The organism is Pseudomonas syringae (assembly GCF_021606685.1).
In the GTDB taxonomy this organism is placed as follows: Bacteria; Pseudomonadota; Gammaproteobacteria; order Pseudomonadales; family Pseudomonadaceae; genus Aquipseudomonas; species Aquipseudomonas syringae_R.
Genome location: NZ_WKCB01000020.1, coordinates 51630 through 75854, shown reverse-complemented (window position 1 = coordinate 75854; position 24225 = coordinate 51630). Strand labels below are relative to the sequence as shown.

General features: G+C 60.5%; 21 protein-coding genes and 1 pseudogene. 7 read left to right on the top strand and 15 right to left on the bottom strand.

The window, feature by feature from the left end; all coding sequences use genetic code 11:
* Window positions 1–51: 51 nt before the first annotated feature.
* Window positions 52–753: an FCD domain-containing protein gene (locus tag GIW02_RS10670; RefSeq protein ID WP_236418957.1), complete on the bottom strand. Its 702-nt coding sequence runs from the start codon at window positions 751–753 to the stop codon at window positions 52–54.
* A gap of 169 nt (window positions 754–922) precedes the next feature.
* Entirely contained in the window at window positions 923–2248 is a 1326-nt protein-coding gene (locus tag GIW02_RS10665) for a C4-dicarboxylate transporter DctA (protein ID WP_236418970.1), read from the bottom strand.
* 217 nt (window positions 2249–2465) lie between these two features.
* On the opposite strand from GIW02_RS10665, the gene GIW02_RS10660 reads away from it, so the two are divergent.
* Complete coding sequence (locus tag GIW02_RS10660; RefSeq protein WP_236418960.1) at window positions 2466–3095, top strand: DNA-3-methyladenine glycosylase I; 630 nt, start codon at window positions 2466–2468, stop codon at window positions 3093–3095.
* A gap of 131 nt (window positions 3096–3226) precedes the next feature.
* Here GIW02_RS10660 and GIW02_RS10655 read toward each other — a convergent pair.
* The 3 genes and pseudogenes from GIW02_RS10655 to pdxR form a co-directional block, all read right to left on the bottom strand.
* Window positions 3227–3631, bottom strand: a pseudogene (locus GIW02_RS10655) (cupin domain-containing protein).
* A gap of 96 nt (window positions 3632–3727) precedes the next feature.
* Complete coding sequence (locus GIW02_RS10650) at window positions 3728–4009, bottom strand: antibiotic biosynthesis monooxygenase family protein (protein WP_236418962.1); 282 nt, start codon at window positions 4007–4009, stop codon at window positions 3728–3730.
* Window positions 4010–4094: 85 nt separating this feature from the next.
* A complete protein-coding gene (gene pdxR / locus GIW02_RS10645; RefSeq protein ID WP_236418963.1) occupies window positions 4095–5528 on the bottom strand; it encodes a MocR-like pyridoxine biosynthesis transcription factor PdxR in 1434 nt (477 codons plus the stop codon).
* Between the two features lie 146 nt (window positions 5529–5674).
* Between pdxR and GIW02_RS10640 the strand changes: the two genes are divergently transcribed.
* The gene (locus GIW02_RS10640; protein WP_236418965.1) at window positions 5675–6118 is read left to right on the top strand and encodes a carboxymuconolactone decarboxylase family protein; all 444 of its coding nucleotides are present in this window, start codon (window positions 5675–5677) and stop codon (window positions 6116–6118) included.
* A 112-nt stretch (window positions 6119–6230) separates the two neighbouring features.
* Here the strand turns inward: GIW02_RS10640 and GIW02_RS10635 are convergent, their stop codons facing one another.
* The 4 genes from GIW02_RS10635 to GIW02_RS10620 form a co-directional block, all read right to left on the bottom strand.
* The gene (locus tag GIW02_RS10635) at window positions 6231–6998 is read right to left on the bottom strand and encodes an SDR family oxidoreductase (protein WP_236418967.1); all 768 of its coding nucleotides are present in this window, start codon (window positions 6996–6998) and stop codon (window positions 6231–6233) included.
* 23 nt (window positions 6999–7021) lie between these two features.
* Complete coding sequence (locus tag GIW02_RS10630) at window positions 7022–8089, bottom strand: phosphotransferase family protein (RefSeq protein WP_236421860.1); 1068 nt, start codon at window positions 8087–8089, stop codon at window positions 7022–7024.
* Window positions 8090–8218: 129 nt separating this feature from the next.
* Complete coding sequence (locus GIW02_RS10625; RefSeq protein ID WP_236421859.1) at window positions 8219–9172, bottom strand: 2-hydroxyacid dehydrogenase; 954 nt, start codon at window positions 9170–9172, stop codon at window positions 8219–8221.
* Window positions 9173–9292: 120 nt separating this feature from the next.
* Window positions 9293–9817, bottom strand: coding sequence for a cysteine hydrolase family protein (locus tag GIW02_RS10620; protein WP_236421858.1), 525 nt, complete (start codon window positions 9815–9817; stop codon window positions 9293–9295).
* A 623-nt stretch (window positions 9818–10440) separates the two neighbouring features.
* On the opposite strand from GIW02_RS10620, the gene GIW02_RS10615 reads away from it, so the two are divergent.
* A complete protein-coding gene (locus tag GIW02_RS10615) occupies window positions 10441–11718 on the top strand; it encodes an HAAAP family serine/threonine permease (RefSeq protein WP_236419782.1) in 1278 nt (425 codons plus the stop codon).
* A 213-nt stretch (window positions 11719–11931) separates the two neighbouring features.
* Here GIW02_RS10615 and acnB read toward each other — a convergent pair whose 3' ends face one another.
* Window positions 11932–14541 (bottom strand): bifunctional aconitate hydratase 2/2-methylisocitrate dehydratase, encoded by a 2610-nt coding sequence (gene acnB / locus GIW02_RS10610; protein WP_236421861.1) that lies wholly within the window; start codon window positions 14539–14541, stop codon window positions 11932–11934.
* A 398-nt stretch (window positions 14542–14939) separates the two neighbouring features.
* On the opposite strand from acnB, the gene GIW02_RS10605 reads away from it, so the two are divergent.
* On the top strand, window positions 14940–15410 hold the full coding sequence (locus GIW02_RS10605; RefSeq protein WP_236418698.1) for a DUF1289 domain-containing protein: 471 nt from the start codon (window positions 14940–14942) through the stop codon (window positions 15408–15410).
* 132 nt (window positions 15411–15542) lie between these two features.
* On the opposite strand, the gene GIW02_RS10600 is transcribed toward GIW02_RS10605, so the two are convergent.
* A complete protein-coding gene (locus tag GIW02_RS10600) occupies window positions 15543–16406 on the bottom strand; it encodes a universal stress protein (RefSeq protein ID WP_236418697.1) in 864 nt (287 codons plus the stop codon).
* A 150-nt stretch (window positions 16407–16556) separates the two neighbouring features.
* On the opposite strand from GIW02_RS10600, the gene miaE reads away from it, so the two are divergent.
* Window positions 16557–17159: a tRNA-(ms[2]io[6]A)-hydroxylase gene (gene miaE, locus GIW02_RS10595; protein WP_122539924.1), complete on the top strand. Its 603-nt coding sequence runs from the start codon at window positions 16557–16559 to the stop codon at window positions 17157–17159.
* Here miaE and GIW02_RS10590 read toward each other — a convergent pair.
* Together GIW02_RS10590 and GIW02_RS10585 are read right to left on the bottom strand one after the other, a co-directional pair.
* The gene (locus GIW02_RS10590; protein ID WP_236418696.1) at window positions 17115–18314 is read right to left on the bottom strand and encodes an MFS transporter; all 1200 of its coding nucleotides are present in this window, start codon (window positions 18312–18314) and stop codon (window positions 17115–17117) included. The two genes, miaE and GIW02_RS10590, sit on opposite strands and share 45 nt — an antisense overlap.
* A gap of 45 nt (window positions 18315–18359) precedes the next feature.
* Window positions 18360–19328 (bottom strand): terpene synthase family protein, encoded by a 969-nt coding sequence (locus tag GIW02_RS10585; protein WP_236418695.1) that lies wholly within the window; start codon window positions 19326–19328, stop codon window positions 18360–18362.
* A gap of 178 nt (window positions 19329–19506) precedes the next feature.
* Between GIW02_RS10585 and GIW02_RS10580 the strand changes: the two genes are divergently transcribed.
* Entirely contained in the window at window positions 19507–20643 is a 1137-nt protein-coding gene (locus GIW02_RS10580; RefSeq protein WP_236418694.1) for a polyprenyl synthetase family protein, read from the top strand.
* Here the strand turns inward: GIW02_RS10580 and ampC are convergent.
* Window positions 20624–21745: a class C beta-lactamase gene (gene ampC, locus GIW02_RS10575; RefSeq protein WP_456361650.1), complete on the bottom strand. Its 1122-nt coding sequence runs from the start codon at window positions 21743–21745 to the stop codon at window positions 20624–20626. The genes GIW02_RS10580 and ampC overlap by 20 nt on opposite strands.
* Window positions 21746–21885: 140 nt before the next feature.
* On the opposite strand from ampC, the gene GIW02_RS10570 reads away from it, so the two are divergent.
* On the top strand, window positions 21886–22764 hold the full coding sequence (locus GIW02_RS10570; protein WP_236418692.1) for a LysR family transcriptional regulator: 879 nt from the start codon (window positions 21886–21888) through the stop codon (window positions 22762–22764).
* A gap of 571 nt (window positions 22765–23335) precedes the next feature.
* Here GIW02_RS10570 and yghX read toward each other — a convergent pair.
* Window positions 23336–24223, bottom strand: coding sequence for a YghX family hydrolase (yghX, locus tag GIW02_RS10565; protein ID WP_236417825.1), 888 nt, complete (start codon window positions 24221–24223; stop codon window positions 23336–23338).
* Between the last annotated feature and the right edge of the window lie 2 nt (window positions 24224–24225).

The window sequence follows — 24225 nt, the reverse complement described above, 5'->3', positions numbered from 1 at the left end:
GGGTGGGTTCGCGGTGCAAGGCGTAGGCGGTCATGGCCGTTCTCCTAAAAATCAGCTACCCAGGTGGTCGTCCGGGATGTTCAAGCGAATGCCCATGCGCAGGCCTTCCTGGAGGATGTGCCGACGCATTTCGGCACTGGCGAGGGCGCTGTTCTTGTTGCGGATGGCGCGCACCACGGCCTCGTTTTCCTGCAGGCGTTCGGCCAGGTGCTCGGGCGAATTGCGCAGCACCTGGGCGCTTTGTTTGAGCGCGTTGCTGGTTTGCTGCACCACGTTCTGAAAGATCGGGTTGGAGGTGAGGGCGAACAGTTCTTCGTGAAAGCCAATGTAGGCGTTCATGCCGGCTTCGGCGTCCCCGGCATCGAGGGCTTCGCGCATGTCCATCAGGTTCAGGCGCAATTGGCCGACTTCCTTGCTGCTGATGGACTGGGCCACCAGGCCGACAATGAAAGGTTCGAGGGTGTAGCGCAGTTGCAGGATGTCTTCGAGGCTGGCGTCGGCCACCGCGTCGCTTGATTGCGGCTCGCTGACGCTGGTTTCCAGCACGACCACGCCTTTACCGGGCATGGAGCGCACCAGGCCGAGGGTTTCCAGCACAATCACGGCTTCGCGCAGGCTGGGGCGGCTGATGCCCATCTGCTCGGCCAGTTCACGCTGGCCGGGGAGCATTTCGCCGCGACGCCACTGGCCCCGCGCCAGTGCGGCGCGCAGTTTTTCTACGACTGAGTTGACGACGGTTGAGGTGCTGATCACGTCTACCTCTCCTTTATGTTGCGAATACATTAGCGAGCATGGCGACTCTTAACTGTGGGAGCGGGCTTGCTCGCGAATGCGGTTATTCAGTCAATACATCTGTGACTGACCCAGCGCTTTCGCGAGCAAGCCCGCTCCCACATATGAACGGTGTCGCTCATGAAATCGGTCAGAACTCCTGGTGCGCGGGCAATACCGGTTTCTTGGTCTGGAAGGCATAACCTTGCTGACCATCAAGCACCTTGTTCGCACGTTGAATGTCGATGTCTTTTTCCCAACGGGCAATGGCCACGGTGGCCACGCAGTTGCCGATCAGGTTGGTCAGCGCGCGGCCGATGCCCATGAACCAATCCACCGCCAGCACCAGCACCAGGCCGACCACCGGAATCGCCGGGATCGCCGTAAGGGTCGCCGCCAGAATCACCAAGGCAGAGCCGGGAATCCCATGGGCACCCTTGGAGGTGATCAGTGACACCAGCAGGATGGTCAGCAAGTCAGTCATCGACAGCGGCGTACCGGTGGCGTTGGCGATAAACACAATGGCCAGGGTCAGGTAGATGGAGAAACCGTCGAGGTTGAACGAATACCCCGTTGGAATCACCAGACCCACGGTGGAACTGCCGATACCCAGGTGCTCCAGCTTACGCATGATCTGTGGCAGCACGGCGTCGGACGAGGCGGTGCCCATCACGATCAGCAGTTCTTCACGCAGGTATTTGAGCAGCGGCAACATGCGCAGGCCCGACAGGCGCATCACCAGCCCGAGGATCAGGGCGACGAAGGCAAAGCAGGTCAGGTAGAACAGGCCCACCAGGCTGCCCAGGTGTTGCAGGGAATCCAGGCCATAGGTGCTGGTGGTGAAGGCGATGGCGCCGAACACGCCGATCGGCGCCAGGCGCACGATCATGCCCATGATGCGGAAGATGACGTGGCTCAGTTCGTTGATCAGCCGCGAGATGCCCGAGGCTGCTTCGCCCACCAGGTTCAGCGCGCTGCCGAACAGCACCGAGAACAGCAGCACTTGCAGCACGTTGTTGTCGGCAAAGGCGCCGATCACCGAGTTGGGGATCAGGTCCATCAGGAACTGGCTGGTGCCTTTGATGTGCTGGCCCTTGTCGGCCAGTTCGTTCAGGCCGGCGGAGGACAGCTGTTCCAGATGGATATTGGCGCCTTGGCCGATACCGGTGCTGAAGGCCATGATCAGGCCGATCACCAGCGCGATGGTGGTGAGCACCTCAAAGTAGATCACTGACTTGAGGCCGATACGGCCGACCTTTTTCAAGTCGCCAGCGCCGGAAATGCCGCTGACCACCACGCAGAATACGATCAGGCCGATCAACATTTTGATCAGCTTGATAAAGCCGTCACCCAGGGGTTTGAGTTGCGAGGAGAATTCGGGAAGGGCCAGGCCGCAGGCGATGCCGAGCATCAGGCCAATCACGACTTGCAGGAAAATCGAACGCGAGCACCATCTGAGCATGGGAGGGATCTCTATTCGGTGCCCTGGTGGTTCCAGGGCTTAATTGTTGTGGTCTTACCGGTATGTCCAGTGCGCGGCCAGTCTACGCCGGGTTTTTTTCAAATAACAAGTCATTATTCGTCGGTTGGCAGGTCCCGGTCTGACCAGTGGGTCGGTGAGGGCGAGGCTTGAGCGGTTGGCGGGCCGGAAAAATTTTCGCTTATCATCCGCCGCTCGGCACATGAGGTGATGGATGGATAACCCAGGACTGACCACCGATGAAACCGGCCAGACCCACTGCGCCTGGCGCACGGCTGCGCCGCAATACCCGCATTATCACGACCACGAGTGGGGCGTGCCGGTGGCGGATGACATCCAATTGTTCGAGAAGATTTGCCTGGAAGGCTTTCAGGCCGGCATGGCCTGGATCACCATTTTGCGTAAGCGCGAGCAGTTTCGGCTGGCGTTCGAAGGGTTTGATTTCAGGCGCGTCGCGCAGTACGGCGAGGCGGATATCGAGCGTTTGCTGCAGGACCCGGGCATCGTGCGCAATCGGGCGAAAATCGTCTCCACCATCAATAACGCGCGCCGGGCCTGTGAGCTGGTGGATGAAACGGGGTCGCTGGCGCGCTGGATGTGGGCGTTCGAGCCTGGCGAGGAAGAGCGCCCGGCGGTGGTGGACCTGGCTTACTGGAGCGGCAACCCGACGTCACCGGCGTCGGTGCGGTTGTCGAAGGCCTTGAAGAAACGCGGCTGGACCTTCGTGGGGCCGACCACGATGTATGCGCTGATGCAGGCGATGGGGATGGTCAACGATCACCTTGAAGGCTGCGCCTGCCGACCCCGCATCGAGCAACTGCGCCGCCAGTTCAAACGCCCCTGATCCCAGGCCTACGAAGATCAAAATGTGGGAGCGGGCTTGCTCGCGAATGCGGTGGGTCAGCCTACGCATCTGGTGACTGACATACCGCATTCGCGAGCAAGCCCGCTCCCACATTTGTTCGGTGGTAGGGGTTATTTGTGTGGCAGGGGCGTCAGCACTTCAGCTTTGTCATCCAGGACGATCACCACCAACAACTTGGCCGGTTTGGTCTGGCTGGCATTGCTCGATTCGAAGTGCCGCGAACCTGCCGGTTCGTAGAACGACTCACCGACCTTGTAGGTTTTTGCTTTCTCATCATTCACCCGCGAGGTGACCGCGCCTTCCAGCACGTAGGCCACGGCGGTGCCGGTGTGGCTGTGGGGCACGGTGGCCTGGCCGGGGGCTTAGTCGACGGTGAGCAGGATGGTTTTCTTGCCGGGCACGTTGGTCAGGGCGTGCTCTTGCAGCACCTTGATCGATTCCTGGTTGTACACCGGTTCGTGGGCAAAGGCACTGAGCGAAGCGAGCATCAGCGAGGCGGCGAGCAGTCGTTTCATGGCGAGGTTTCCGAGGCGTTCGAGACCTCTTCACCCTACGCCGCCGTGCCGGGGTGACCAATGACCAATCCCGGCGAAGAGCAGGAGACCAATGCCTCAGTGGTCGAAATCCAGGCGGCGCGCCAGCTGTTCGCCGGTCAGTTCGATAAACCCTTGCAGGGCCGGCAACCGGAAGTGCGCGACGAGCTGTTCGGCACTGGTCCAACGGCCGCTGACGGTCCAGAGGTCGGGGTCCAGCGGGTCGCGTTGCACGGTGTAGCCCAGGCAGCCAGGGGCGGTGCGCACGGCGTTGGCGATCTGCTGCAGGCGCTCGCCCAGTTCACTTGAGCGCCCGGCCGCCGCGCGGACATGGACAGTGTTGCAGGCACAGGCTGGCATGACGAGGGTCTCCGAGGTCGGGTGTCAGTGCACAGGCTAGTGCCTGGGTGTGACAGGACCAATGACCAATCCGCTGGAAAATCCACTAGCCAATGTGCTGGAGGATATCGCGGACCTTGTCCAGCGCCGGGTCGATGTCGAGGGTCTCGATGGCGCCGAAACCGATGATCAGCCCCGGGCGTACCGGCGCGTCGTGGAAGAACACGTCCAAGGGGTACAAGCCCACTTCCACCTGGCGCGCCATTTCCATGAGCAACGGGATGTTCACCGGCACGTTGCACAGCGCCGCCATATGGAACCCGGCCACCGTCGGCACGGCGTCGAACCACGGCGACAAGTCCCCGGCGAGGCGCTGCAGAATACGCTCGCGGCGCCCAGCATACACCGTGTGGCAGCGGCGGATATGCTTGAGCAGGTAGCCCTCGCTGATGAACTTGGCCAAGGCCCATTGCGGCAGCGTCGAGCTGTGCTGGTCGGTGAGTTGCTTGGCCTTGAGCACTGCGCCATGGATAGCAGGTGGCAGCACCGCATAGCCCAGGCGCAACTCGGGCAGCAGGGTTTTCGAGAAGGTGCCAACGTAGGTGACCACGCCGCGGGTGTCCATGCTTTGCAGCGAGTCGGTGGGCCGGCCCTCGTAGCGGAATTCGCTGTCGTAGTCGTCCTCGATGATCATCGCGCCCAGCTCGAACGCCCGCGCCAGCAAGGCTTCACGGCGTGGCACGCTCATGGGCATGCCGAGGGGGAATTGGTGGGAAGGCGTCACGTAGATCAGCCGTGTGCCGTCGGGAATCAGGTCCACCTGAATGCCGTGTTCATCCACCGGCACGCTCGCGACGCTGGCGCCCATCGCCATGAACAACTGGCGCGCCGGGCTGTAGCCGGGGTCTTCCATGGCGACGATGCTGCCGGGTTCGAGGACCACGCGGGCGATCAGGTCCAGCGCCTGTTGCGCGCCGTTGGTGACCACGATGTCGCTGTCACGGCATTTGACCCCGCGCGAAAACGCGATATGCCCGGCGATGGCACTGCGCAATGCCGGCAGGCCTTCGGGCTGACTGTAGAAGCCACTGTTCTGGGCGATGCGCCGCAGGGCATCCTGGGTGCAGCGTCGCCATTCATCCTGGGGGAACTGGTTGCGGCTGGTGGCGCCACCGATAAATTCGTAGCGCAGCGTGCTGTCGCGGGTGGGATGACGCATGGGTGAGGGCAGTGATTGCCATTTCGCCAGGTTCGCGGCGCAGGCCAGGTCGGTGGCGCTCTGCAGGCGTTCGGACTGCGGCGCGCGGGCGTTGACGAAGGTGCCACGGCCCGTCTTGCCGATCAGCAAGCCTTCATAGGTGAGGGTGGCGTAGGTGTCCGACACGGTCTTGCGCGACACGCCGAGTTGCTCGGCGAGCAGGCGGCTGGGCGGCAGTTGCGCACCGGCGGCCAGGCGCCCGGACCCAATCGCTTCGCGCAACTGTTGGTAGAGCTGTTCGGCCAGGTCCTTGCGGCCGTGGATCACGATGTGCAGTTCCATTCTTTATCCCGAGGCGCTCAATCTGCGCCAAGGTTACTCGTTCGCGAGGCGCGCTCAAAATGGTCTGTCGGTAAACCGTCGGATTGGCTATAGGGCTTGAATCGAGTGGGCTCTAGGCTGAGCCATCACTTATCGAGAAACGCCCCATGGAATCCCGTCTGGACTACTACACCGCCTCGCCACAGGCGCTCAAGGGCATGCTGATGCTGGAGGCGAGCACCTTTGGTTTGTCCATCGAAAAACCGCTGCTGGAATTGATCAAGATCCGCGTGTCGCAGCTCAATCACTGCGGGTTCTGCACCGATATGCACTCGATGGCGGCGCATCAGCGCGGGGAGTCTGAGCGGCGGCTGTTTGCCCTGTGTGTATGGCGTGACTCGCCGCTGTTCACGGCGCGGGAGCGGGCGGCATTGGCCTGGAGCGAGTCGGTGGCGACGCTGCCGACCTCCACCGTTTCCGATGAGCTGTTCGCGGCGGTACGCGTGGAATTCAGCGAACAGGAACTGGTCGACCTGACCATGGCGGTGTCCAGCATCAGTGGCTGGAACCGCCTGGCGGTGAGCTTTCGCCAGCAACCGCCGAATGCCTGAGTAGCACGCCGATCACATGCGGCAGCGGGCTGGCTCGCGAATGCGGTCTATCAGTCAAATCATCACTGACTGACCCAGCGCATTCGCGAGCAAGCCCGCTCCCACAGTGATATCAGGACAGGAAGCCGCCATCCACGTTCAGCGACACCCCGGTGGTGTAGCTCGACGCATCACTGGCCAGGAACAACACCGCGCCGGCCATTTCGCTCGGGTCGGCCACGCGCTTGAGCGGGATCTGCGCCAGGGCCATTTTCAGGATCGCGTCGTTCTTCACCAGCGCCGAGGCGAACTTGGTGTCGGTCAGCCCCGGCAGCAGGGCGTTGCAGCGGATGCCGAACTCGGCGCATTCCTTGGCGAACACTTTGGTCATGTTGATCACGGCGGCCTTGGTCACCGAGTAGATACCCTGGAACACACCCGGCGAAATCCCGTTGATCGAGGCGACGTTGATGATGCTGCCACCGCCGTTCTCGCGCATCAGCTTGCCGGCTTCCACCGACATGAAGAAGTAGCCACGGATGTTCACGTCGACGGTTTTCTGGAAGGCACCGAGGTCGGTGTCCAGCACGTTGCAGAACTGCGGGTTGGTCGCGGCGTTGTTGACCAGGATGTCCAGGCGTCCGAACTGCTCACGGATTCCGGCGAACACTTGGCTGATCTGCTCCATTTCGCCGATATGGCAGGCAATGGCCGTGGCCTTGCCGCCGTCGGCGATGATCGCGTCGGCCACATGCTGGCAGCCTTCGAGCTTGCGGCTGGAAACAATCACGTGGGCGCCTTGTTGGGCGAGCAATTTGGCGATGGCCTCACCGATGCCACGGCTGGCGCCGGAAACGAAAGCGATCTTGCCGTCAAGGTCGAACAGGTTGGTCTTGGACATGGAGGTTCCTTGTTATGGGACGATCAGAGCGCGGATTTGCCGATGACATTCAGGCTCATCTGCTCCAGCAGCTTGTTCATGTGAATGAACTGCGCAAAGCGTTTGTCCTGGGTCTGGCCATGGAAGAAGCGGTAGTAGATCTGTTGCACGATGCCGGCCAGGCGGAACAGGCCGTAGGTGTAATAGAAATCGAAATTGTCGATCTGGAGGCCGGAGCGTTCGGCGTAGTAATCGACGAATTCGCGGCGGGTGAGCATGCCGGGGGCGTTGCTTGGCTGGCGGCGCATCAGTTGCACCGGCGCAGGGTCGCCGGCTTCGATCCAGTAGGCGAGGGTGTTGCCCAGGTCCATCAGCGGGTCGCCAAGGGTGGTCAGCTCCCAGTCCAGCACGCCGATAATCTGCATTGGGTTGTGCGGGTCGAGAATCACATTATCGAAGCGGTAGTCGTTGTGCACGATACTCGAGGTGGCGTGGTCGGCGGGCATCTTGTCGTTGAGCCAGGCGCGTACGGCTTGCCACTTGGGCGCGTCGGGGGTCAGGGCTTTTTCGTAGCGATCGCTCCAACCGCTGATCTGTCGCGCCACGTAGCCCTGGGGTTTGCCCAGGTCAGCCAGGCCGCAGGCGGTGTAGTCGACCTGGTGCAGCTCGACGAACTTGTCGATAAAGCTCTTGCACAGCGCCTCGGTCTTGGCGGCGTCCAGGCCCAGTTCGGGAGGCAGGTCGGAGCGCAGGATGATGCCGTTGACGCGCTCCATCACGTAGAACTCGGCGCCGATGACGGATTCGTCGGTGCAGTGCACGTAGGCCTTGGGGCAATACGGGAAGCCGTCTTTGAGCTGGTTGAGAATGCGGTATTCGCGGCCCATGTCGTGGGCGGACTTGGCCTTGTGGCCAAAGGGCGGGCGACGCAGCACGAATTCCTGGCCCGGGTATTCCAGCAGGTAGGTCAGGTTGGACGCGCCACCGGGGAACTGGCTGATGGTGGGCGTGCCGGTCAGGCCTGGGATATGGGCCTTGAGGTAGGGGTCGATCAGGCTGACATCAAGTTCTTCGCCTGGGCGAATCTGGGTCGATTGGTCGTTCAGCGCCATGCTTATCCCTTCTGCTTATTCTAAAGGCCTCGGACTATTTCCTAATCTAATGCGCACAGCCGCCCAGCGACAAGGTCGGGGCGGCTTAATAGGTTAGCGTGTTGAAGAGCGATCAGCGTGCCTGATCGGTCATTTTTCGGGCGCAGGCAAGGCAACCGGCGTGAGTACCGGGCGGCCGGCAAAGTATTCCACCAGGTTGTCGGCCACCCGCTGCACGGTGTCGTGGGCGGCTTCGGGCGACAGGCCGGCAACGTGGGAGGTGAGCACGGTATTGCTCAGGCGCTTGAGGGCGTCGGGCACCTTGGGCTCGTCGTCGAACACGTCCAGGGCCGCGCCGCCGATGCGCCGTTGTTCAAGGGCGGCGACCAGGTCGGCGGTCACCACCACGCTACCGCGCCCGATGTTCACCAGGTACCCGTTGGGGCCGAGGGCGTCGAGGGCGTGGCGATCGATCAAGTGGCGGGTGCTTGCGCCGCCGGGGGTGGCCAGGATCAGGAAGTCCGAGGTGCGCGCCAGCTCAACCGCCGTGGCGCAGTAGGTGTAATCCACATCATCGCGCGGCTGGCGGTTGTGGTAGCTCACCTCCATGCCGAAGCCCAAGGCGGCACGCTTGGCGATCTCCAGCCCCACGGCGCCCAGCCCGAGAATGCCCAACTGCTTGCCGCCCAGGGACGGGCGCATGACCTTGGGCCACTCGTTGCGGCGCACGGCCGCGTCCGTCTGCGGGATGCCACGCACCAGCGACAGCAGCAGTGCCATCGCGTGGTCAGCCACCGACGGCGCGTTCACCCCGGCGCCGTTGGTCACCACAATCCCCCGGTTGCTCGCTGCCTGCAGGTCCACATGCTCGTAGCCGGCACCGATCACGCAGATGATCTCCAGCAGCGGCAGGGCGGCGATTTCCTCGGCGTACAGCCCCAGCGGGCCACGGGTGAGCACGGCCTTGATCTGGCCGCCATGGGCCTTGATGGCCTGGGCACGTTCGGCGGGCGTCGGCGCGAGGATCACATGGAAATCATTGCTCTCGATGATTTGCAGGTATTCGTTGATGGTTTCAACCAGAACCAGAACAGTGGTGGTCATCGGAACGCTCTTCCTGAAGGGTTTGAGGGGATGAGTATGCGGGATTTGTAAGACGGATCGGTTTGTTGAGGTGGAATAATTTACTGTAGGAGCGCGCTCACTCCTACAGTATCGGCCGTGTCAGAAACTGACCTCAGCCGCCTTCAGCCGCTGCACAAACGGCCCTGCCAGCGTGCTGTTGTGATGCTCGATGATCGCCTCGGCTTTCAGCGCCGGGGTGTCCATGCAGGTATGGCCGTCTTCGGGCAATATCACCGAGAACCCCAGTTCCACCGCCACCCGGCAAGTCGTGTCGACGCAGAATTGGGTTTTCATCCCCACGATCACCAGTTCGCTGACCTGCGCGGCACGCAGTTGCTGCGCGAGGTCGGTGCCGAGGAAGCAACTGGGGCGGGTTTTGTTGAACAGGTGGTCGCGCGCTTCGTCGACGTCCAGCGCAGGCCACAGCTGCCAGTAGGGGCTGCCCACTTCGAGGGGGGAGCCCGCCGGGCCGGTATGGCGGGCGATGAAAATCGGTGCGTCGGCCTGGCGGGCGCGCAGGATCAGTTGGTTGATAGTGTCGAGTACGCGCTCGCGTTCGAAGGGTTTTTCCGGGCCATCGTACAAGCCGGTTTGCATGTCGATGATCAGCAGGGCGTCAGCCATGGTGGTGCTCCTTGTGATTGCCAGGTGGCGGAGCACGAAAAAGGCCCCGTCCATTGCTGGCGGGGCCTTGGGTTGAATCTGTGTGGTGTTTAGCTTGCGCACCCACAGCAACCGCACGACCCGCCTGGAGCGGTCGTGGTGGTGGTGCGGGTGAGGTGCTGCTGAATCAGGTTCATGGCCCGATCATGCTGGGACGGGTGCGAGGCTGTCAACGGCAAGCAGGGTATTTCCTACTGCTTCGAGGAATTCATCTGAAAGCGCAGTGCCCCGTGTCGCACGGGCAAGGGTGACTGCGCCCGCCATCTAACGGAACACTGGGTGTTCGCATCGTCTGATTCCCGTGCAGTAAGTGAGCAGGGGGGTTGGTCTCTGCGAAGGGTAGTGGTTTGTGCCATGGCGCATTCGGAGGAAGCGCGTAATTTTGCTGTAGGGAATGGCTTTGGATCTTGGGTTTCAACCGGCCCAAGGGCGATCGCGAGTGGCTGCACCGGCCAACCGTTCCTCAGCTAAGTCTTTGCTTATTCACAAGAATCCCGGACAATCGCGACCCTTCTATGGTCGGGGCGCTGCCTGTCAGGTTTTTCTGACTCGTCCCGGCTGTGTAAATGCGGAGATCCGACCGGATGAATGATCAGGCCAATAGCGTCGACGAACGCTATGCAACGACACCTGCAACCCTCACACGCTGGAGCCGCCAGGACACCACCTGGATGCTTGGCCTGTTCGGCACCGCCATTGGCGCCGGTACCTTGTTCTTGCCAATCAACGCCGGCCTGGGCGGCTTCTGGCCCCTGGTGATCCTGGCCGTGCTGGCCTTCCCGATGACGTTCTTTGCCCACCGTGGGTTGACCCGTTTCGTATTGTCTGGCCGCGAAGGCTCCGACATCACCGATGTGGTGGAAGAGCACTTCGGTATCAAGGCCGGTGCGCTGATCACGCTGCTGTACTTCTTTGCGATCTTCCCGATCCTGCTGATCTACAGCGTGGCGTTGACCAACACCGTCGGCAGCTTCATGGAGCACCAGTTGCACATCATGCCGCCGCCGCGGGCGATCCTCTCGTTTGTGCTGATCCTGGGCCTGCTGGCCGTGGTGCGCTGCGGTGAGCAAGTGATCGTCAAGGCCATGAGCCTGATGGTGTACCCGTTCATCGTCGCCTTGCTGTTCCTGGCGGTGTACCTGATCCCGCACTGGAACGGCGGCATCCTCAGCACCGCGAGCGTGGTGCCTGCGCCGTCTGCATTGCTCAACACCCTGTGGCTGGCGATTCCGGTGATGGTGTTCTCGTTCAACCACTCGCCGATCATCTCGGCCTTTGCGGTGGACCAGAAGCGCCAGTACGGCGCTCACGCCGATGAGCGCAGCTCGCAGATCCTGTCCCGCGCGCACCTGTTGATGGTGGTGATGGTGCTGTTTTTCGTGTTCAGTTGCGTGCTGACCCTGTCGCCGGCGCAGTTGGCCGAAGCGAAGGCGCAGAACCTGTCGATCCTGTCGTACCTGGCCAACCACTTCAATAACCCGACCATCGAGTTTGCAGCGCCGTTGATCGCGTTCGTGGCAATTGCCAAGTCGTTCCTGGGGCATTACATCGGTGCGAGTGAAGGCCTCAAGGGGCTGGTGCTCAAGACCGGCCGCCGTCCGGGCGCCAAGAGCCTGGACCGCATGACTGCCGCGTTCATGCTGGTGGTGTGCTGGATCGTCGCCACGCTCAACCCAAGCATCCTGGGCATGATCGAAACCTTGGGCGGGCCGATCATTGCGTCGATCCTGTTCCTGATGCCGATGTACGCGATCCGCAAGGTGCCGGCCATGGCCAAATACCGTGGGCAGGCGTCCAACGTGTTTGTCACGGCGGTGGGCCTGGTGGCGATTACGGCGTTGGTGTATTCGTTTATTGCTTAACGTCTGACGCGGTCGACCTGACTGCACAGATCCAAATGTGGGAGGGGGCTTGCTCCCGATGGCAGTGGCTCAGTCACTTTGTAGGTGACTGACCCATCGCAATCGGGAGCAAGCCCCCTCCCACATTTTTTTGGGGTGTTGCTGATAGCGTATTCCAGGCATAAAAAAACGCCGCGTATCTCACGATACGCGGCGCTTCCTCACATCAACACTTTAGGCTTGAATCACCGGAATGTTGGCGCTTGCTGCGATCTTGCGGAACTCGGCGATCTGGTCGAAGTTCAGGTAGCGGTAAACGTCGCTGGCCATGGTGTCCAGTTTCGCTGCGTAACCCATGTACTCTTCGACGGTTGGCAGGCGACCCAGGGTAGAGGCCACGGCTGCCAACTCGGCCGAGGCCAGGTAGACGTTCGCGCCGTCACCCAGACGGTTCGGGAAGTTACGGGTCGACGTCGATACCACGGTCGAGTTCGGTTCTACACGTGCCTGGTTACCCATGCACAGCGAGCAGCCCGGCATTTCCATGCGCGCGCCAGCCTTGCCGTAGATGCCGTAGTAGCCTTCTTCGGTCAACTGGTGAGCGTCCATTTTGGTCGGCGGCGACAGCCACAGACGCGTAGGCAGCTGGCCCTTGACCTGCTCCAGCAGCTTACCGGCAGCGCGGAAGTGACCGATGTTGGTCATGCACGAACCGATGAACACTTCGTCGATCTTCTCACCGGCAACGCTGGACAACAGACGAGCATCGTCCGGGTCGTTCGGTGCGCAGAGGATCGGCTCGTTGATTTCCGACAGGTCGATCTCGATGATTTCGGCGTATTCCGCGTCGGCATCGGCTTCCATCAGCTCCGGGTTGGCAACCCAGGCTTCCATCGCTTGGGCGCGACGTTCCAGGGTACGTGCATCGCCGTAGCCTTCGCCGATCATCCAGCGCAGCAGGGTGATGTTCGAGTTCAGGTACTCGGTAACCGAGTCTTTGGACAGCTTGATGGTGCAGCCGGCAGCCGAGCGTTCAGCGGAGGCGTCGGACAGCTCGAACGCCTGTTCCAGCGTCAGGTCGTTCAGGCCTTCGATTTCCAGGATGCGGCCGGAGAACGCGTTCTTCTTGCCTTTTTTCTCTACGGTCAGCAGACCCGATTGGATCGCGTAGTAAGGAATGGCATGAACCAGGTCACGCAGGGTGATACCAGGTTTCATTTTGCCTTTGAAGCGCACCAGGATCGATTCCGGCATGTCCAGTGGCATTACGCCAGTGGCTGCGGCGAACGCGACCAGACCAGAACCGGCCGGGAACGAGATGCCCATCGGGAAACGGGTGTGGGAGTCACCACCGGTACCGACGGTATCCGGCAGCAGCATACGGTTCAGCCAGCTGTGGATGATGCCGTCGCCTGGACGCAGCGATACACCGCCACGGGTCATGATGAAGTCAGGCAGGGTGTGGTGGGTGGTCACGTCGATCGGCTTTGGATAGGCCGCGGTGTGGCAGAACGACTGCATCACCAGATCGGTCGAGAAGCCCAGGCACGCTAGGTCTTTCAGTTCATCACGGGTCATCGGACCGGTGGTGTCCTGGGAGCCTACGGTGGTCATCTTGGGTTCGCAGTAGGTACCAGGGCGAACGCCTTTGCCTTCCGGCAGACCGCAGGCCTTGCCGACCATTTTCTGTGCCAGGGTGAAGCCTTTGCCGGTGTCGACAGGCGCTTCAGGCAGCTTGAACAGGTCGGTAGGGCCCAGGCCCAGTTCGGCGCGCGCCTTGTCGGTCAGGCCACGGCCGATGATCAACGGGATACGGCCGCCGGCGCGGACTTCGTCCAACAGGACCGGGGTCTTCATTTCGAAGGTGGTCAGGACTTCATCGGTGCCGTGTTTGCAGACTTTGCCAGCATGTGGGTACAGGTCGATCACGTCGCCCATGTTCATGTTGGTAACGTCGAATTCAATTGGCAGTGCGCCAGCATCTTCCATGGTGTTGTAGAAGATTGGAGCGATCTTGCTGCCGAAGCAGAAGCCGCCAGCGCGCTTGTTCGGCACGTACGGTACGTCGTCGCCGAAGAACCACAGGACCGAGTTGGTCGCGGATTTACGCGAGGAACCGGTACCGACCACGTCACCGACGTAGGCAATCGGGAAGCCTTGGCCGCGCATTTCTTCGATCTGCTTCATCGGGCCGGTCTTGCCTTGCTCGTCCGGCACGATGCCTTCACGGGCCATCTTCAGCATCGCCAGGGCGTGCAGCGGGATGTCAGGGCGCGACCAGGCGTCCGGGGCAGGGGACAGGTCGTCGGTGTTGGTTTCGCCAGTGACCTTGAACACGCGCAGGCTGATCTTGTCGGCCAGGGTCGGGCGGTTCTTGAACCACTCGCCGTCGGCCCAGGACTGGATCACGGCCTTGGCGTGGTCGTTGCCGTTCTTGGCTTTTTCAGCGACGTCGTGGAACGCGTCGAACATCAGCAGGGTGTGCTTGAGTTGGGCGGCCGCGACGGGCGCCAGCTCGGCGTCGTCCAGCAGCTCGACCAACGTCACGATGTTGTAGCCGCCTTGCATGGTGCCAAGCAGTTCAACAGCGCGTTTCTTGTCGATCAGGGGGGAAGTGGCTTCGCCCTTGGCCAGGGCAGACAGGAAACCGGCCTTGACGTAGGCAGCTTCGTCAACGCCTGGTGGAATGCGGTTGGTGATCAGGTCAACGAGGAATTCTTCTTCGCCAGCCGGAGGATTTTTCAGCAGCTCGACCAGGCCTGCGGTTTGTTCGGCGTTAAGCGGCTGGGGAACAATACCCAGGGCTGCACGCTCTTCGATATGTTTGCGGTAGGCTTCAAGCACAGTTATTACCCTCATCAGTGGTCCCACGGGACGCTCATCCAGAAATGAACGGCACGCATGCGCTCGGGGGCTTTTTGGGCCGCAAAGCCAGCGCTGCCGGCATTCCTCACAGAAGCTGCTTTCAAAGTTTTACGCCTGCAGAACGGAGCTGATGAGGGTTGGCGCTGGCTACTGACCTACCGGGTCATTAACCATCGCCAACACCGTTCTGAAGGAACGACTGTGCTCGTGACGCTTTGAAAACAGCTTCCAGCGGATTATTGGCGCCTTACAAGGCCGGGTGATTCTACGGCAAAAAAAAACTAAAGGTAAGTTGCCTCGCCAAGTTTGCTGGGTGATCAACCTTAGACAAAGGGCTAACATGGCGCACTGTTTCGCTGATTTGCGTGTTGTTGCCCATGTCCAACCAAACCATCAAGACCCCCTGCGTCGGCCTGTGCTCAACGGTTTACGGCGATCTCGTGTGCCGTGGCTGCAAGCGGTTCCACCATGAAGTGATTCAGTGGAATGGCTACAACGAGGAAGAAAAACGCGCGGTCTGGCTGCGCTTGGAGCAACTGCTGGTGCAGGTGATGGCTGGCAAACTGGAAGTTTTCGACCCCAAGACCCTGCGCAGCCAGTTGGAACAGCGCAAGATCCGCTTCGTGCCGCACCAGTCCGAGTACTGCTGGGCCTATCAATTGATCGCGCGTGGGGCGCGGGTGATCAATAACCTGGAGGCCTACGGCATGGTGCTCTTGCCCGAATTTCGTGACTGGGCCTTGCCGGAATTACGCGATGCCATTGATCGGGAGTTCTTTATCCTGTCCGAGGCGCACTACCAGCGCTATATCGCGCCGGGGTTCCTGCGCGATGTGTTTTCCAACTGACAACGGATAACCCCTGTTGGAGGGGGCTTGCCCCCGATGGCGGCGTGTCAGCCGAGGATTTATCAACTGACACGCCCTCATCGGGAGCAAGCCCCCTCCCACATTTTGATCTCCATCGTTCATAGGGTTGGATCAGGGCTTGCTGGCGAGTTCTTCCAGCTGATCCATCAGGCTGTCGGGCTTGAGCACCAGCACATCACCCTCCACGGCGTCGAGTATCACCTCTGCCGTATTGCCGATCAGTGCCCCGGAGATCCCGGTGCGCGCCACGGTGCCGATGATCGTTACCGACGCGTGCAGTGTGTGAACAAGGTGGGGGATCAACACGTCCGCCGGGCCTTCCTCGATATGCAGGTGTGCATCGTCCACATCGAACTCGGCCTGGAACGCCTTGCACTGCTCGCGATAGCGCGCCTCGATGGTTTCCTTGAGCTGGAACGTCGGGTCTGCCGCCGACAGCATCGGCGACGGGTGGGCGCTGATCACATGCAACTGCGCCTTGGCCAGGCTGGCGATGTCGAAGCCATGGTCGATGATCGAATTGTGCAGCGAGCGATGCTCGCTGTCGGTATTGCCCACATCGATGGCCGCCAGAATGACCCCGCCGGTCCACGGTGTGGCCGTCTTGACCAGCAGCACCGCCGTCGGGCAGTAGCGCAGCAATTTCCAGTCGGCCGGGGTCAGCAGGGCTTTTTTCAGTGGGCTGTCAGGCAAGTGCTGCTTGATCACCAGCCCACAGCCTTCGGCCTGCTGCACGTCGATGATGGTTTCATGCAGGCTGTCATTCCACGCCTGCTCGGTGGTAACGCTGTAGCCATCCTCCTGCAGGCCCGACTTGAGCAGGCTGAGCAGCGCCGAATGCTCGTGCTTCTTGTCGCACACCAGCAAGTGCAGGTGCGCGCCGGTAACCCCGGCGATCAGTTTGGCGCGCTTGAGCGCCAGGCTCTCCGAATGTTCGGGCTCGATCACCACGAGAATGCTGCGGATGGCTTGCATGGTCGGGATCTCCAATAGGGTGGGCGTTAAGTCACTATAGTTGCTGCCAGGCAGCCGTCATCTTGATGCACATCAAGGCCGGTGGCTGGTGGTCTGCCGCGCGGTCGGTATAATCGCCGGCCTTTTGTGATCCTTTTGCCCGTGAGCCCGATGAACCTGCCCGAAATCCACGAATTCCTCGGCTGCCGCACCCCTGACGCCTGGGTCCAGGCTGCGCTGGCCGATCAGGACACCCTGTTGATCGACCACAAGAACTGCGAATTCAAGGCCGCCAGCACCGCCCTGAGCCTGATCGCCAAGTACCACGGCCACGTGGACCTGATCAACATGATGTCGCGGCTGGCCCGTGAAGAACTGGTGCACCACGAACAAGTCATGCGCCTGATAAAAAAGCGCAAGGTCGAACTGCGTCAACTGCACGCCGGGCGCTACGCCTCGGGTTTGCGCAAGGTGGTGCGCAGCCATGAGCCGGTCAAGCTGGTGGACACCCTGGTGGTCGGTGCCTTTATCGAAGCGCGCAGTTGTGAGCGATTCGAGGCGCTGGTGCCGCATTTGGACGAAGAACTCGGCAAGTTCTATTTCGGCCTGCTGAAAAGCGAGGCGCGGCACTTTCAAGGTTACTTGAAGCTGGCCTACCAGTACGGCGATGCCAAGGACATCGCCCAGGTAATCGAGCGGGTGAGGGCAGCCGAGCAGGAGCTGATCGAATCACCCGATATCGAGTTCCGCTTTCACAGTGGCGTGCCAGCCTGAGGCCACCGCTGCGCCAATCAGCACGGTGATTGCGGCCACTAGCAGAATCACCGTTTGCACCCCCAGCGGCGCGGCCAAAAGCGCAATCAGCAGGCCTGCCACGGGTTGTGACAAGTTGTTGAGTAATGTGATCACGCCGACGGTCTTGCCGAAATCCTGCACGGGGATCACCCGTTGGCGGGTGCTGCGCAGGTACACGTTGAACATCTTGTCGAAACCGGTGACTAGCAGGAAGCCAACGGTATAGACCCACAGGCTGGGGCCGATCGCCATGATCAGCGCGCCCACGGCAATCATCGAATACGACAGCCCGCCCAGCACTTTCAAGGGTAAGGCGGCGCGCGCCAGGTAAAACAGAATCCCGATGGTGACCACCGCGCCTGCGGCTTGCAGCAGGGCGTATGCCTGCTGGCCCGCCGCAAACTGGCCGGTAACCAGTGCGGCAGAGGTGGCCAGCGTCACGCCGACAATCAGGTTCACGCCGACTGCCAGCGTGATAATCCGCTTCAACTCCACCAGGCTGAAGATATGCCCGAACGCGATGCGCAGCGGTTGCAGCCAGATATCGCGAGGCTGCGCGTGGGTGTGCAGGTGGGCGTTGGTGGCCCGCTGCCAGGCCCGCATGCTCAGGTCGGCCAGCGCAAACAGCCCGGCAACGCCCAGCACCACCCAGGGCCAGGTCCACACCTCCAGCAACAAGGCTGCCACCAGCGGCCCGAGCACCAGGCCGCTCTGGTCGGCGATCTGTGAATAGGAGAGCGTTCTGGCATAGGTGTATTGCTCGAACACATGCGGCATGAGCACTTCGCGGGCCATGATGCCCTGGGTGGTCAGCACCCCGCACAGCGCCGACAGGATCACCAGCCAGTGAATGCCGTCGAACACCCCATACAACGCCACCGCCACGACGCAGGCCAACGCCCGGTACACCTGGCTGATGTGCAGGATGCGCACCGGCGAGAATTTGTCGCACAAGGCGCCGCACACCGGGAACGCCAGGTAGCGTGGCAGCGACTCGACAAAAAATGCCAGCCCCGCCCATGCCACGCTTTGGGTGGTCTGGAACACCACCAACGGCACGATAAACAACAGAATCTGGTCCGCCAGCCGTGACAGGAACAGCGAAACAAAAAATGCCAGGTAATCCTTGCGCATACCGCTCCCTGTGAACTGAGTTAAAACGAGCAGCTTATTACTGCCTTAGCCCTTGAAGCGAATTTCCCGATAGCGTGGCACTGCCAGGTGCCACGCGATATTACCGCGCCATTGGTTGTGCAGGGCCTGCGCACAGATCATCGCCTGTTGCACCGAACGCTCATCATAGCCATACCTTGCCAGGCGTTCGGGTAAGCGTGCTTGAGCCTTCACGAAGGTGTCGGCCCATTGATCAATGCGGTGTGACACCTCCCGAGCAGCGCGATGCGCGGAATAACCCTGAGTGTGTCGCAAATGGGTTAAGAGGTTATAGATGTCCTCGTCCGGGTTTTGCAAAATCCGAAACGACAGTAAGTCATTTACCGCCTTCAACAAGTTGAGCGCCAACTGGCATAGCTCAAGCCAAGGCTTGCTGTAATAGAGGGCGGGTGGCAGGTAGATATCCTGTGCCCAATAGGTGAATTCCAGACACACCTGAAACCCACCTGCGTTACGCCAAAGGTTATCGAAGCCTTCTATGCCGGGTTGTGTGTGATGGGTTCGGTGCATTAATGCCGTGACACAGGGGGCGATATAACTTGCATATTGATCGCCCGTCCGTTCCAGCCAGAATGGCGACGCCAGGGGTGCAGCATGCTGAACAATATCGTTGAGCCCTGAAGCAAGCGGTCCGTGGGGGGTATTGGCACAGGTAAATGCACGCATGAAGACCTCGCGAAGCAATTGCTCCAATGCTTGCGGGCTCTGACAGTCTTCGTCCGCCTGGTCATCGATGCAGCTAAACCATCCGAGCAGATTTGACAGAATCGAAAGTTTGTCCAGCGGGGCATCGGCCCACATGTAGGCGGCATACAAGCCGGGGTTGTAAATATCCCGCTGGTGAGTGTGGCGTGAGGTGGTTTCCAGCCCCATACGCTTTAGCCACTGGCGTGTGTGCTGGTTCACCTCTGCAGCGAAAGGGCTGAGCGGGTAGTCCGCTTGCGCCAGCCTGGGAGGAAGGTCAAAGTCTTCCATAACCGCATTCCTGAGCTGTTATTTCGGACGGTAAAGCGGTCCATTTCAAAGGATTGATGACGCGTTAACGATGGGAGCTTAGTTGGATCGGCATGGCGTAAATTGATGGCAGTCATACTGTTTTGCGATTGAGCTTTAAATCAAAAAGTATAAAAACCGATCAGGTGTTTTTTACACGTTGGCTAAGGTTAAGGAAGGCAGTCAGATCACGCAGTGTCCGTTGCAGTTTTCGGCCTTTTACTGCTCGTTAATCCAGGTGCTGCCACGGCAGGTAAAACCCGCCCGCCAGCCCGGTTCGCTTGCTTGTTCGCAGGGCACAACAATGACCACTACCACTATGCCATTCGGTGCCAGCGAATGGCGTGCGCCATTTGATTATCAGCAAAACGCGGGCGGCAAGAATGTGCGCACGGCGATTGCCGGGGCACTGTCAGCGATCTATAAGTTGCCCGCCGATTGGACCCGGCAGCTCTGCGAACCCATAGAGTTGATGCATACATCGTCCTTGATACATGACGATATCCTCGACGGTGACGCTATGCGTCGCGGCCAGCCTTCGGTGTGGGTTAAATACGGTGTCGGTGTTGCGCTGAATTCCGGGATGTACGGCTATATCGCAGGTTTGCAGCGTCTCGCCGGGTTTTCAAATCTCGGCATTCTGCAGGCCGGACTGACCTGTCTTGAGTACCTGCATGTCGGGCAACACCTGGACCTGGCATTCAGCAATGGCAATACGCTGCCCACGCTGACGGAATATGAATTAATCGCGCAGGCCAATACGAGTTGTTTTTTTATCTGCTTGTTGGAGATGTGTCAGTGCTTGAGCCCGGTAGACGAAGAGACTTATCTGGCACTCAAAAGCCTGCTTCTCGAGTTGGGCGTCTATTACCGTTATGTGAATGATTATTGCGATGTTAACCATATTCCGCATTTCGAAAAGAAAGGCTTTGCTCCGGACCTTGAAGGCGGTCCAAAGTCATTGTTGATGATCCTTGCAGGTCAGCCTTTGGTAAAAGCCAAAAGAACCAACGCCCAGAAAAAAAAGATAATCAAAGCCTACGGTCGCGCAGGCGTGTTGGATACCGCGTTGGCAATGATCGAGGCTACTTACGCGACAATCGAGGGGCACTTGGAGGCGATCAGATATAAACACCCGGAGCACAACATTCACCCTTTGGCCGGGGTGTTGAGTGACATCCGATTTCAGCCGGGCGCTGCCGATAACTACTATCAGCAGTGCCTTGCAGTGGGGCGTCCGTTACACATGGCAACGTACTGCCCCGGCGATCAACCTATTACGGGTTCAGAAAACTGAAAATCGTATGAGCTAACTTGACGCGTTCGGCATTCGGATAGTTTTTGTTGGCCAAGATCACCACACCCATATCCTTGCTCGGTACGTAGACCACGTAGGCACCAAAGCCGCCGGTTGAGCCGGTTTTGTTGTACAGCACGTTGGCCGGTTGCGGCTGCGCTGCAGCCAGCCAATGGACTGTGTGGGGTTGCATCGCCATCGGTGTGGAGTTGCCGTCAATCAGCGTCTGCAGCTTGATCGGGTAGGGGTAGCGCTCCCAGCCCAGGCCCTGGGTCATTGCGTTTACGCTGTAGTAGCCGGCGTGGGTGGCAGCGATAGCCTGTTGCAGCGGCTGTTCCAGGCTTTGCGGGTGCATGTTTGCAATCACGTAGCGAGCCAGGTCCTGAGTGCTGGTCTTGATGCCGTAGGCTTCGCTGTCCAGTGCGCCGGGGCTGACGCGTACCGGCTTTTGCTGCTTATCGTAACCTTGGGCGTACTGGCTGGATTTGTCCGCGGGCACGCTGAGGTGGGTATTGGTCAGGCCGAGTTTGGGAAGCAGGGTTCTCTGCAGTGCGACGTCGAACGGCTGGCCCAGGCTTTGCGCTGCGAGGTAGCCGAACAAGCCGATGCTGGGGTTGGAATACAGGCGCTGTTCACCCGGTGCGTAGGTGGGTTTCCAGTGCTGGAAATAGCCGAGCATGCCGTCAGCAGTGTCGGCGGCAGGCGGAAACTGCAGGGGCAGGCCGCCCGCGGTGTAGGTCGCCAGTTGCAGTAGGCTGATGTGGTCAAAGGCGCTGCCGGCCAGGGCAGATAGGTGCTGGCTGGCCGGGTCCGAGAGTTTGAGCTTGCCAGTGGCCTGGGCGTAGCCGCCGAGCGTGGCGGTAAAGGTTTTACTGACCGAGCCTATTTCAAACAGCGTGTCTTGAGTCACCGGCTGTTGGGTTTCAATGGACGCAACACCGTAGTTAAAGTATTGCACTTTGCCCTTGTTCACCACCGCGATTGCCAGACCGGGGATGTCTTGCTGCTGGATCAGTGGCGCTACGCTGGCGTCCACGACCTTGCGCAGGTCAGTGGCCGCCATGCAGGTGCCGGCCCCCAGGAATGCAGCGCAAATCAGCATTTTGTGTAATGTGTGATTCATGGTGTATCGCTTCCCTATTAAAGTGATGGCCTGCGCAGGCGGCGCAAATCTAGGTAGATTTTGATCATTCGACAAACGATGATATCTCGCACCAGCCATTAGAAAATTTGGGGTAGACCTTGCTGCGTTCCCATCTGCCGCTCAATGCCCTGCGCGCATTCGAGGCGTCTGCCAGGCATTTGAGCTTTACCCGCGCCGCCATTGAATTATGCGTGACCCAGGCAGCGGTCAGCCATCAAGTGAAAAGCCTGGAAGCGCAGCTCAGTATCGCGTTGTTCAAGCGCCTGCCACGCGGCCTGATGCTCACCCGAGAAGGTGAAACGCTGTTGCCGGTGGTACGCGAATCCTTTGACCGCATCGCCCATACCTTAGGCCAGTTCGAGGGTGGGCATTACCGCGAGGTGCTGACGGTGGGCGCGGTCGGCACTTTTGCCGTGGGCTGGCTTCTGCCGCGCCTGGCGAATTTTCAAAGCCGCTATCCGTTTATCGACTTGCGCCTGTCCACCCACAACAACCGCGTCGACGTGGCCGCCGAGGGCCTGGATTACGCGATACGTTTTGGCGCCGGCGCCTGGCACGGCACGCAGGCCTGTGAAATCCTCGAAGCCCCGCTCACGGTCATGTGCGTTCCTCAGCTTGCCGAGCAATTGCATGCGCCGGCCGACCTGTTGAAGCACACCCTGCTGCGTTCCTACCGCGCCGATGAGTGGAGCCTGTGGTTTCAGGCGGCCGGGCTGCCTGCCGACACCCTGGTGCCGCGCAGCATCGTGTTCGACTCTTCGCTGGCGATGATGGAGGCCGCGCAGCAAGGCATCGGCGTGGCGCTGGCGCCGGCGATGATGTTTGCGCGCCAATTGGAGAGTGACGTGATCCGACAACCGTTCGATGTCGGCATTACCACCGGCAGTTACTGGTTGACGCGTTTGCAGTCACGGGCCGAAACCTCGGCGATGCAGGCGTTCAAGGGCTGGTTACTGGAAAACCGACCTGAAAAATAGCGACGTTCCCCTGTGGGAGCGGGCTTGCTCGCGAATGCGGTATGTCAGTTGATGAAAATGCTAGCTGACCCACCGCATTCGCGAGCAAGCCCGCTCCCACATTTGGATCTCCATCCATCAGGGGCACACCAACCTGCTGTTGATCTGGCCCTTACATCCTCACCGCTGACGAAGTCAGCGATCTTTTGATCGTGACCTTGCTCACGCCCCAAACGTGTATTTGCCGCACGCGGTCAACCCTGTGGGAGCGGGCTTGCTCGCGAATGGGGCGGATCAGTTGACGAAAATGCTAGCTGACCCACCGCATTCGCGAGCAAGCCCGCTCCCACATTTGGATCTCCATCCATCAGGGGCACACCAGTCTGCTTTTGACCTGGCTCTTACATCCTCACCGCTGACGAAGTCAGCGATCTTTTGATCGTGACCTTGCTCACGCCCCAAACGTGTACTTGCCGCACGCGGTCAACCCTGTGGGAGCGGGCTTGCTCGCGAATGCGGCGGATCAGTTGACGAAAATGCCAGCTGACCCAGCGCATTCGCGAGCAAGCCCGCTCCCACATTCAGAACACCATCAGGCCAGGTATTTGCGAAACCAGCCCAGCGTTCTTTCCCACGCCAGATTCGCCGCCGCTTCGTCGTAACGTGGCGTCGAGTCATTGTGGAAGCCGTGGTTGGCGCCCTTGTAGATAAACGCTTCATAGGTCGTGCCGGCTGCCTTCAATGCCGTCTCATAGGCTGGCCAACCCTCGTTGATCCGCGTGTCCAGCTCGCCGAAATGCAGCATGATCGGCGCCTTGATGCGCGGCACGTCCTTGGCCTCCGGCTGGCGCCCGTAGAAGGACACCGCCGCGCCGAGTTCCGGGTAGGCCACCGCCGCCGCATTGGTGACGCCGCCGCCATAGCAGAAGCCGGTAATGCCGACCTTGCCGGTGCTGCTGTCGTGGTGCATCAGCCATTCGATGGCGGCAAAGAAGTCATTCATCAGCTTCGTCGGGTCGACGGTCTGTTGCAGCGCCACGCCTTTTTCGTCATTGCCGGGGTAGCCCCCGACCGACGTGAGGCCGTCCGGCGCCAGGGCGATGAAACCGGCCTTGGCCAGGCGCCGAGCGACGTCTTCGATGTAGGGGTTGAGGCCACGGTTTTCGTGCACCACCACCACGGCCGGCAACTTGCCTGCGGCCTTGGCCGGGCGCACCAGGTAGCCGCGCACCGTGCCGTTGCCCTTGGGCGAGGGGTAGGTGATGTAGTCGGCGAGGATGTCCGGGTCGGTGAATTTCACCTGTTCGGCCAGCGCGTAGTTGGGGCTCAGGGCTGCCAACAGGGCAGACGCGGTAAGGCCGCCAAAGGTGAACAACGCGGCGCGGTCGAGGAATTCGCGGCGGTTGATCTTGCCGTGGGCGTAGCCGTCGTAGAGTTCCAGCAGTTCGGGGGCGAAGTCTTTCGCGGTCAGACGAGTCATCG